The organism is Marinobacter sp., from assembly GCF_014859525.1.
GTDB lineage: Bacteria > Pseudomonadota > Gammaproteobacteria > Pseudomonadales > Oleiphilaceae > Marinobacter.
In genome coordinates, this window is record NZ_JACUUB010000086.1 from 1 (window position 1) to 10,289 (window position 10,289).

General features: G+C 56.4%; 6 protein-coding genes. 2 read left to right on the forward strand and 4 right to left on the reverse strand.

Annotation, left to right across the window (positions count from 1 at the left end; genetic code table 11):
* The coding region (gene aceF, locus IBX51_RS13100; RefSeq protein ID WP_291831729.1) for a dihydrolipoyllysine-residue acetyltransferase at positions 1–1,655 on the reverse strand (1,655 nt) is incomplete at its 3' end.
* A gap of 10 nt (positions 1,656–1,665) precedes the next feature.
* Positions 1,666–4,329, reverse strand: a complete 2,664-nt coding sequence (aceE, locus tag IBX51_RS13105) for a pyruvate dehydrogenase (acetyl-transferring), homodimeric type (RefSeq protein WP_291831730.1) — start codon at positions 4,327–4,329, stop codon at positions 1,666–1,668.
* 667 nt (positions 4,330–4,996) lie between these two features.
* Here aceE and IBX51_RS13110 point away from each other — a divergent pair.
* On the forward strand, positions 4,997–6,361 hold the full coding sequence (locus tag IBX51_RS13110; RefSeq protein WP_291831731.1) for a lysine 2,3-aminomutase: 1,365 nt from the start codon (positions 4,997–4,999) through the stop codon (positions 6,359–6,361).
* Positions 6,362–6,395: 34 nt separating this feature from the next.
* On the opposite strand, the gene IBX51_RS13115 is transcribed toward IBX51_RS13110, so the two are convergent.
* Together IBX51_RS13115 and trxA are read right to left on the reverse strand one after the other, a co-directional pair.
* A complete protein-coding gene (locus tag IBX51_RS13115; protein WP_291831732.1) occupies positions 6,396–6,716 on the reverse strand; it encodes a hypothetical protein in 321 nt (106 codons plus the stop codon).
* Positions 6,717–6,787: 71 nt separating this feature from the next.
* Positions 6,788–7,651 (reverse strand): thioredoxin, encoded by an 864-nt coding sequence (trxA, locus tag IBX51_RS13120; RefSeq protein WP_291831733.1) that lies wholly within the window; start codon positions 7,649–7,651, stop codon positions 6,788–6,790.
* A 133-nt stretch (positions 7,652–7,784) separates the two neighbouring features.
* Between trxA and lon the strand changes: the two genes are divergently transcribed.
* The gene (lon, locus tag IBX51_RS13125) at positions 7,785–10,235 is read left to right on the forward strand and encodes an endopeptidase La (protein ID WP_291831734.1); all 2,451 of its coding nucleotides are present in this window, start codon (positions 7,785–7,787) and stop codon (positions 10,233–10,235) included.
* Positions 10,236–10,289: the final 54 nt, after the last annotated feature.

The window sequence follows — 10,289 nt, forward strand, 5'->3', positions numbered from 1 at the left end:
TACAACAGCAGGGTACGAATATCCCCCAACAACTGCGTCAGCAGGTTGGTAAACCGGGCAGCATCGGCCCCGTTCACCGCCCGGTGGTCGTAAGACAGCGACAGCGGCAGCATCAGCCGTGGCTGGAATGCCTTGCCGTCCCACACGGGCTTCATGGATGCCTTGGAGACACCCAGAATGGCCACTTCCGGTGTGTTCACGATGGGCGTGAACGCGGTGCCGCCAATGCCACCCAGGCTGGTGATGGTAAAGCAGGCGCCCTGCATTTCTGCCGGCTTGAGCTGCTTGTCCCTCGCCTTCTGAGCCAGTTCGGCGCTCTCGGCGGCCAGTTCCCACAGGCCTTTCTGGTCGACATCCCGGATCACCGGCACCATCAAACCGTTGGGCGTGTCGACCGCAATGCCGATGTGGATGTACTTCTTGCGCACCACCTCTTTGCGTTCCATATCCAGAGACACATTGAACTGAGGCAGTTCCGCCAAGGCGGCAGCACAGGCCTTGAGCAGGAACGGCAGCGGGGTCATCTTCACACCACGCTTCTCGCCGGCGGCTTTCTGGGCCTTGCGGAAGTCTTCCATCTCGGTGATGTCGGCGTCGTCAAACTGGGTCACGTGGGGCACGTTCAGCCAGCTGCGCTGCATGTTGTTCGCGGTGGCGAACATCATGCGCGACATACCTTCGCGCTCAATATCACCGAACTGACTGAAGTCAGGCAGTTTCACACCCGGAATGCCGGAGCCGGTGCCTACCGAGCCACCCTGCTGGGATTGCTGCAGCTGGCTCTTCACGTAGGCGTGCACATCGTCTTTGATGATGCGGTTTTTCGGGCCGGAGCCTTTCACTCGAGCCAGATCGGCACCCAATTCCCTGGCCAGCTTGCGCACGGCAGGGCCGGCATGAACCTTGGCGCCTGGGGCCGGTGGCTCGTAAGTGGAGCCTTGTGGCTGTGGCGCAGGCTCTTGCTTATCCGCTTTTTGCTCAGGCTGGCGATCCTGGCTTTTGGTCTCTGCCTTGTCGTCAGAATCGGAAGCTTCGTCAGCCTCGCTGCTCTCTTCCTCAACGGTCATTTCCAGCAGGTCGTTGCCTTCAGACAACTTGTCGCCTTCTTTGACCAGAATCTTGCCGACTTTACCCGCATAGGGCGACGGAATTTCCATGGTGGCTTTGTCGGACTCCACGGTCACCAGCGGGTCGTCAACACCGATGGTGTCACCCTCAGCCACGTTGATTTCAATTACCGGCACATCGTCAAAGCCATCCAGGGACGGCACCTTCACCAGTTCGGTGCGGGAACCGCCGGATTTCTTTTTGGGCGCCGGTTTGCTGTCTTCAGCGTTGGTTTCCGGTTTCGCCTCGGTCTTGGCTTCGGCTTGTTCTTCGCCGGCATCATCGCCATCGCCTGAGCTACCCGCGTCATCGCTGGCGTCATACGTGCCGATCACATCGCCCTCTTTCACCTTGTCACCCACTTTAACGGTAATTTTGGTGATTTTGCCGGCGCCAGGGGCGGGCAATTCAACCGAGGCTTTATCGGATTCTACCGTCAGAATCGGGTCTTCTTCCTGAACCGAGTCCCCCTCGCTGACGGTGATTTCAATTATCTCGACTTCGTCCGCACCGCCGAGATCCGGAACCTTGATTTCCTGTTCACTCATTGCGGTCTCCTTAGCTCAGCACCGGGTTCGTTTTGTTGCGATCGATTCCGTACTTGCGCATCGCGTCAAGAACCACATCGTTCTTCACTTCACCATCCTGCGCCAGGGCAGACAGCGCGCTGACCGCCACGTGGTAACGGTCTACCTCAAAAAAGCTGCGCAGCTTTTCCCGGGTATCGCTGCGGCCAAAGCCGTCGGTACCCAAGGTAAGATAGGTTTTGGGAATGAACGCCCTGAGCTGCTCGGAGTGCAGCTTGATGTAATCGGTGGACGACACCACCGGTCCGAATTGCTTCTCCAGGCACTGGGTGACATACGCTTTCTTGGGCTTGTCGTCCGGATGCAGGCGATTCCAGCGTTCAACGTGCTGGCCATCACGAGCCAGTTCGTTGTAACTGGTAACGCTCCACACGTCCGACCCCACACCCCAGTCGTCTTTCAGCAACTGGGCCGCCGCACGAACCTCGTTCAGAATGGCGCCGGCGCCGAGCAACTGCACCCGGGAGGCTTTCTTGCCGCCCTTGGCCTCTACCGACTCGAACTTGTACATGCCCTTGATAATGCCGTCTTCACAATCCTTCGGCATCGCTGGCTGTTCGTAGTTTTCGTTCTCGATGGTCAGGTAGTAGAAGACGTTCTTGTTGTCTTCGAACATTTCTTTCATACCGTGGCGAAGCACCACGGCCATTTCGTAACCGTAAGCCGGATCGTAGGCCTTGCAGTTAGGAATGGTGTTGGCCAATACGTGGCTGTGGCCGTCCTGGTGCTGCAGACCTTCACCGTTCAGAGTAGTACGGCCGGCGGTGCCACCGATCAGGAAACCGCGGGCCTGAATGTCGCCAGAGGCCCAGGCCAGGTCGCCAACCCGCTGGAAGCCGAACATGGAGTAGAAAATGTAGAACGGAATCAACGGGAAGTTGTTGGTGCTGTAAGACGTTGCTGCAGCCATCCAGGCCGCCATGGAGCCGGCCTCGTTGATGCCTTCTTCAAGAATCTGGCCTTTTTTGTCTTCCCGGTAGTACATGATCTGATCCCGATCTTCCGGGACGTACTTCTGACCTTCCGCGGTGTAAATGCCCAACTGGCGGAACATGCCTTCCATACCAAAGGTACGGGCTTCGTCCGGAACGATGGGCACAATCCGCTTGCCAATACGCTTGTCTTTGGTTAGCGCGGTCAACAACCGGACGAACGCCATGGTGGTGGAAATCTTGCGATCACCGGAGCCTTCCAGCACGGCTTTGAAGATGTCCAGCTCCGGAACCTGCAACGGCTGGCTGTCTTTGCGGCGCTTGGGATAGAAGCCACCCAACTCTTGCCGGCGCTTCTTCATGTAGACGATTTCCGGACTGTCCGGCGCTGGCCGGTAGTAAGGCACGTCTTTAAGCTCCTCGTCTTTCAGCGGCACCGCAAAGCGGTCACGGAATGACTTCAGCTGCTCAATGTCCAGCTTCTTCAGGGAGTGGGCGGTGTTCTGGGCCTCTCCTGCCTCACCAAAGCCGTAACCTTTAATGGTATGGGCCAGAATCACCGTTGGCCGACCACCATTTTTGTGGATGGCGTGGTGGTAGGCGGCGTAGATTTTGTATGGGTCATGGCCGCCACGGTTAAGCTTGTTGATATCTTCATCCGAGAGGTTTTCAACCAGCTTGGCCATCTCCGGGAACTTGTTGAAGAAATGCTTACGGGTATAGGCAGGACCATTACTCTTGTAGTTCTGCAGATCGCCATCACAGACTTCGTCCATGGCTTGCTGCATTTTTCCGTCTTTGTCGTTCTCGAACAGAGGATCCCAGTGACGGCCCCAGACCACTTTGACCACGTTCCAGTCAGCACCCCGGAACACGCCTTCCAGTTCCTGGATAATTTTGCCGTTGCCCCGTACCGGGCCATCCAGCCGCTGCAGGTTGCAGTTGACCACAAACACCAGGTTGCTGAGGTTCTCGCGGCCGGCCATGGAAATGGAGCCCAGGGTTTCTGGCTCGTCACATTCGCCATCGCCGACAAAACACCAGACCTTGCGATCACCCATTTCGATGAGCTCCCGGCTATCCAGGTACTTCATCACATGCGCCTGATAGATCGCCTGAATCGGGCCCAGACCCATGGATACGGTCGGGAACTGCCAATAATCCGGCATCAGCCAGGGGTGGGGGTAAGAGGACAGGCCAGTGCCATCAACTTCCTCACGATACTTGTCCAGATCCGACTCTTCGAACCGGCCCTCCAGAAAGGAGCGGGCGTAAATGCCCGGCGACGAATGCCCCTGAAAATAGACCAGGTCGGATTCGCGTTTTTCGTCCCCACCGTGGAAAAAGTAGTTGAAGCCAACGTCATACAGGGTGGCGGCAGACGAGAAAGACGACACATGGCCGCCCAGGTCTCCGGGCCGCTGGTTGGCTCGCATCACCATGGCCATGGCGTTCCAGCGAATCAGGGAACGGATTCGACGTTCCATGAACAGATCACCGGGCATCGGCGCCTGCTGAGCAACGGGAATGGAATTGCGAAACGGCGTGGTAATGGCGTAGGGCAGCTCGGTGCCGTCTCTGCTGGCGCGCTCTGACAATCTTTCCAGAATAAATTTGGCCCGATCTACGCCTTCGTTCTCGATCAGAGATTCCAGCGCATCAAGCCATTCACTGGTTTCAGTGGGATCATCGTCCTGGTACATCAAATCCTCCCCTTGGCATCTTAATGTGCAACGTGGGCCACGATCAGCAGCCGCACACGGTGCAATAGCGAAAAGCTGCAATAATCTGCAGTTTTATTGTGGGCACATCAGTCTGTGAAAAACGCTGAACAGTGCAAATAACGTTCTTCAAGCATAGAACAGCTTTCATATTTTTCCTGCCGCAGGACCGGTCAGCAGTAAGGCTTTTGGCTCATGGCCGGCCCGAACAAGGCGTTCGCGGTTACCCGGAAATCGCTTGCGAACAAAAGTTTCGTATTTTTACTACAAAACCACCCAAAAACACAAACAAACAGGCGTTTTAATGCCCTCAAAAACCCTGTTATGTACTTTTAGTTACGTAATAATGTCGAATTTCGATAATAAAAACAATCCGACTCATACCAATGTCTCCCCCATTTCCGGCACCATATTCATCGCATAGCTAAAGACTTAAACGATCACTTTTTCAACGACGTTAGCTACTTTTTACGCTTAATAACGTAATTTATCGACAGTTAACGGCACACAAGACAAGATCACTGGCCGATTATTAATTAGACCTGAAAATGAATTTCGATTTATGTATACTTGCCTGCCCGTTTTTTGACCAATAAAGGAAGTGGCAAACCCCTCCTTTACACGTTTTCATCCAATCAGAGGGCGATCTATGAACTCCATCGTCACCTTTCCGAACCGCATCCCGGTTCAGGAATTCGAGGAACGCCGGTTCAAGGTTTTTACCGACCGCCAGCTCGACAAAATTGAGGCGATCCAGAATCTCCCCGAAGAGACCCTGTTCGAAATGAAAGTGGTGGCCAGCGTGCTACCGTTCCGGGTTAATGAATATGTGATCAATGAACTGATTAACTGGGACAAGGTACCGAACGACCCCATCTATCAGCTCGTGTTCCCTCAAAAAGGTATGCTCACGGACGAACATTACGAACAGATGGCGCAGCTGCACCGTGACGGCGCCGACAAGAAAGACATCCAGGCCGCCGCCAAAATTATCCGGGACGAACTGAACCCGCACCCGGCCGGCCAGATGGAAATGAACATGCCGGAGCTGGACGGCGAAGTGCTGGACGGCGTGCAGCACAAGTACCGCGAAACCGTGCTGTTCTTCCCGGCCCAGGGCCAGACCTGCCACTCTTATTGCACGTTCTGCTTCCGCTGGGCGCAGTTTGTGGGCGACAAAGACCTGAAGATGTCGAGCACCGAAGCTGAAAAGCTGCACGGCTACCTGCAGGAACACACCGAAGTGACCGACCTGCTGGTAACCGGTGGCGACCCTATGGTGATGAAGACCAAGAATCTGGTTCAGTACCTGGAGCCGCTGCTTGAGCCGGAATTCGACCACATCCAGACCATCCGCATCGGCACCAAGGCCCTCACCTTCTGGCCGTACCGTTTTGTCACCGACAAAGATGCCGACGAGCTGATCGAGCTGTTCGCCAAACTGGTCGATGCCGGTAAGCACGTAGCGATCATGGCCCACTACAACCACTGGCAGGAAATCACCACCGACATCGCCGAAGAAGCGATCCGTCGCATCCGCGCCACCGGCGCCGAAATCCGCGCCCAGGGCCCGCTGATCAAGCACGTGAACGACAACGCTGATGACTGGGCCAGGCTGTGGAAGAAAGAAGTTCAGCTGGGCATCATCCCCTACTACATGTTTGTAGAGCGGGACACCGGCGCCAAGAACTACTTCGAGGTGCCCCTGGCCGAGGCCTACCACATCTACCGCGAGGCGATGAAAAAAGTCAGCGGTCTGGCCCGCACCGCTCGTGGCCCCAGCATGAGCGCCGGCCCCGGTAAGGTGGAGATCCAGGGCATCGCCAACATTCAGGGTGAAAAGGTGTTCGTACTGCGCTTCCTACAGGGCCGCAACCCGGACTGGGTGCAGCGCCCGTTCTTCGCCAAGTACAGCGAGACCGCCACCTGGTTGCATGAGTTGGAGCCCGCCTTCGGGGAGGAGGTGTTCTTCTTTGAGGATGAGTTTGAGGCGATGAAGCAAGGCAAGGCATAACCTCTTGGCAATGGGCCCGCTCCGGCGGGCCTGTTCACCCCCCCTTCTTCGGCACAAACCCCGCCGGCTTCTCCCGAATCCACTCTACAAACACCCGCAATTCCTCCAACTCCAGCAAACGCTCCCGCGTGTTGTAATATAACCCCAGCTCATACTCCGAACGCGCCCGATGAATCGCGTTATGGCAGGGCCGGCAGACCCACAAAGTGCGGGTAATCAACTCCTCTTTGCTGAACAGCTTCTGAAACCGCTTTTTACGATGCAGATGCCTGGGAATCAGGTGATGCCGGGTCAGCCTGGCAACGGGACGCTCACACAGTTCGCAGTTGTCTGGCTGGGGCGGGAGTCTGAGCATGGCGGGGATGTCGGGTTAATGGGCCGGGTAACAGGGTTATCCGGCCTCGCGCTGCGATTCCTGATGCCGGGTCAGTGCATCAGGGTGTACAGCTTCCTACGGTAGGTACGCACGTCCGGATTGTTGTTGCCCAGTTTCTCGAACAGTTCCACCAGTGTGGTTTTGGCGATGCCGTCCTTGTAGGTGCTGTCCGCCTGCATCAGGCGAATCAGCAGGTCCATGGCGCCGGCATTATTGTCTTGCAGCACTCTGTGCAGGGCCAGTTGATGCAAAGCTTCTGGATCTTCAGGGTTGGCTTCCAATTTGGCTTCCAGCTCTGCCTGCGGAGGCAACTCGCCCGATTGGCGCATAAACTTCACTCGGGCCGCCAGCTGCTTGGCTTTGTGCTGCAGTTTTTCTTCCGGCGGCAGGCTATCCAGCACCTGTTCGGCAGTTTCCAGATCACCCTGCTCGGCCTTCAGTTGCGCAAGGTCAATCAGTACATCCAGATTTTCCGGGTCTTTCTGGTTCAGCTCGGTCAAAATCACCAGGGCACCGTCTACATCACCGGCATCCCAAAGAGCGTGAGCCTTTTCATAAGGGTCTTCCGCCGGGGCTTCGATATGCTTATCCAGCACCTTGCGAATTTCGCTTTCTGGCTGGGCACCGTTAAAGCCGTCCACGGCCTGGCCGTCTTTTACCAGGATCACCGTTGGCAGGCTGCGCACGCCTAACGATGAGGTCAGCTCCTGCTGCTCATCGGCATTCACCTTGGCCAGCTGAAAGTTGCCCTGGTATTCCTCCGCCAGCTTTTCCAGTATCGGTATCAGCTGCTTGCACGGGGCGCACCATTCGGCCCACACATCCACCAGGATTGGTGTGCTGGCAGAGGCTTCCATAACCTTCTGTTGGAAATTGTCCATGGTGGCATCAAAGATGTACGGCGAAGCTGTCATAGGTTTTCCCGATTAATAAAACGTGTGATGGCTTTGGTATTGGGGCCAAGTGACTAAAAATCAAGCCAGCTTGAAAAACCGACCTTTGCCGTCACATAGGTTGTTAATCACTCACACCTTGAGAGCAAACGGTATGAACAACGAGAGCCGCAAAGACTCCCTGGAAGATTTTGAAGAAGACGTTACCGAATACATCGGCAAAGACGAAAACAGCAAAAGCCTGGCACTGCCCAGGCAGTCGATGCCAAGGCGGATGTATCTGCTACCGGTAACAAACCGTCCGTTTTTTCCGGCGCAAGTGCAACCGGTAGTGGTCAATGAAGACCCCTGGCAGGAAACCCTCAAGCGGGTGGCAGAGACCGACCACAAGATGTTGGGCATCTGTTTTGTGGAAAACCCGGAATCCGAAACCAGCGTTCCCGCCAGCGATGAACTGGAAAACATGGGCTGTGCGGTACGGGTTCACCATGCCCAGAGTGAGGGCGGCAAGGTTCAGTTTATTGCCCAGGGCATGCAACGTTTCAAGATCGTTCAGTGGTTGCGCCGCCGGCCACCCTATCTGGTGGAAGTGGAATATCCAGAGGAGCCGGAGGAACCGGCAGACGAGCTCAAGGCGTACACCCTGGCCATTATCGCCGCCATCAAGGAGCTGCTGCGTACCAATCCGCTCTATGGCGAAGAGGTCAAGCAGTACCTGTCCCGCTTTGGCCCGGAAGACAGCTCACCCCTGGCGGATTTTGGCGCTTCAATGACCAGCGCGCCGGGCCGCGAATTGCAGGATGTTCTGGATACGGTGCCGCTACTCCGGCGCATGGAGCGGGTGCTCTTGCTGATGCGCAAAGAACAGGAAGTGGCGCGCCTGCAATCCGAGATCAACGAGGAAGTGAACGAGAAGGTGCAAAAGCACCAGCGTGAGTTCTTCTTGCGCGAGCAATTGAAGGTGATCCAGCGGGAGCTGGGTATCGCCAAAGACGATAAGACCGCGGATGTGGAGCGTTTTGAAGAACGCATGGCCAAGCTCGATCCGCCAGAAGCTGTGCAGGTGCGATTCAAAGACGAAGTGCAGAAGCTTCGTGTGCTGGAGCAGGGCTCCCCGGAATACGGCGTTACCCGCAATTACCTGGACTGGATTACCCAGGTACCCTGGGGCGTTCATTCCGAAGACCACTTTGATCTGGCCGAAGCCCGCAAGATTCTGGACCGTGACCACGATGGCCTGGGCGATGTGAAAGACCGCATTATCGAGTTCCTGGCCGAAGGCACCTTCAAGGGTGAAGTGAGTGGTTCCATACTGCTGCTGGTTGGCCCACCGGGGGTGGGCAAAACTTCGATTGGCCATTCGGTGGCCGATGCACTGGGCCGGGAGTTTTACCGGTTCAGTGTGGGCGGTATGCGCGATGAAGCCGAAATCAAAGGCCATCGTCGCACCTACATCGGTGCCATGCCGGGCAAGTTTGTACAGGCATTGAAGGACAGCAAGGTGGCCAATCCGGTGATCATGCTGGATGAGATCGACAAGATCGGCTCGTCCTATCAGGGCGATCCCGCTTCTGCCCTTCTGGAAACCCTCGACCCGGAACAGAACAAGGACTTTCTGGATCATTATCTGGATGTCCGCATGGACCTGTCCAAGGTGCTGTTCATCTGCACGGCCAACCAGTTGGATACGATTCCCCGGCCACTGCTCGACCGGATGGATGTGATTCGCCTGTCCGGCTACATTGGCGAGGAAAAACTGGCCATTGCCAAGCACCACCTGTTGCCACGCCTGCTAAAACGGGCCGGGCTGTTGAAAAAACAACTGAACATTACCGACGCGGCTATGCGCCAGGTAATTGAAGGCTATGCCCGGGAAGCCGGCGTGCGGAACCTGGAAAAGCTGCTGCACAAGATCATCCGCAAGGGCATTGTGAAGCTGCTGGAAAAGCCGGATGAACCGGTCAAGGTGGGCGTCTCTGATTTGGTGAGTTACCTGGGGCAACCGGCATTCAAGAAAGAGAAATCCTTGAAAGGCACCGGCGTGGTCACCGGCCTGGCCTGGACCGCCATGGGCGGGGCCACCCTGAGTATCGAAGCCTCACGTATTCACACCAGCCAGCGCGGCTTCAAGCTGACCGGGCAACTGGGCGAGGTGATGCGGGAATCGGCGGAGATTGCCTACAGCTATGTGTCGTCCAACCTGAAACGCTTTAAAGGCGACCCGACGTTCTTTGACAAGTCATTTGTTCACCTGCATGTGCCGGAGGGCGCGACGCCCAAAGACGGACCGAGCGCGGGTGTGACCATGGCCACCGCCCTGCTCTCCATCGCCCGCAAGGAAGCGCCGCAGCAAAACCTGGCGATGACCGGTGAGCTGACCTTGACCGGGCAGGTGCTGCCCGTAGGTGGTATTCGGGAAAAGGTGATTGCGGCACGGCGGCAGAAGATCAACAACCTGATCCTGCCGGAAGCCAACCGGGGCGATTACGAGGAGCTGCCGGATTACCTGAAGGAAGGGCTTTCGGTAAATTTTGCCAAGCATTATAACGATGTGTTTCAGGTGTGTTTTGGCAACAAGCCTAAGCAGGGAGCTAGTGTGCACTAGGGTCTTCAGGGGTCTGTCCCCGAACGGGGACTGACCCTTTTTTGCCTCGCCGGT

Bases quoted from the DNA above. Each gene is read 5' to 3' on its own strand.
- trxA (WP_291831733.1), bottom strand. From the start codon at position 7,651: ATGACAGCTTCGCCGTACATCTTTGATGCCACCATGGACAATTTCCAA.
- IBX51_RS13115 (WP_291831732.1), bottom strand. From the start codon at position 6,716: ATGCTCAGACTCCCGCCCCAGCCAGACAACTGCGAACTGTGTGAGCGT.
- lon (WP_291831734.1), top strand. From the start codon at position 7,785: ATGAACAACGAGAGCCGCAAAGACTCCCTGGAAGATTTTGAAGAAGAC.
- aceE (WP_291831730.1), bottom strand. From the start codon at position 4,329: ATGTACCAGGACGATGATCCCACTGAAACCAGTGAATGGCTTGATGCG.
- IBX51_RS13110 (WP_291831731.1), top strand. From the start codon at position 4,997: ATGAACTCCATCGTCACCTTTCCGAACCGCATCCCGGTTCAGGAATTC.